General features: G+C 33.9%; 1 protein-coding gene. It reads left to right on the top strand.

Features of this window, described 5'->3' with window-relative positions; translation table 11 throughout:
- On the top strand, positions 1-280 hold a 280-nt coding region (gene yycI, locus AOA61_RS30095), incomplete at both ends, for a two-component system regulatory protein YycI (protein ID WP_178075232.1).

Raw genomic sequence — 280 nt, forward strand, 5'->3', positions numbered from 1 at the left:
ACAATATATTCAACTTTGGATAATCCATACCGTTTAGTAGACGGTAATATTCCTGCTGCTGTTGAAACTTTTGTACGGAGATTCGTTTTATTTGGAGATGAATATCAATTTACAAAGTACGACGAAGAAAATAATGAAATCGGTTTACATCAAACCTTTGAAGGGAGACCCATTGATAATTTTGAAAATGGGCCATACCATTTAAAGCTATATTTGAATGTGGATTCCGAAATTGTGAGCTATAGTCAAGAATATATGGATATTAGTACACAAGGACGGG

The organism is Pseudomonas sp. 2995-1 (assembly GCF_002742505.1).
Lineage (GTDB): Bacteria > Pseudomonadota > Gammaproteobacteria > Pseudomonadales > Pseudomonadaceae > Aquipseudomonas > Aquipseudomonas sivasensis.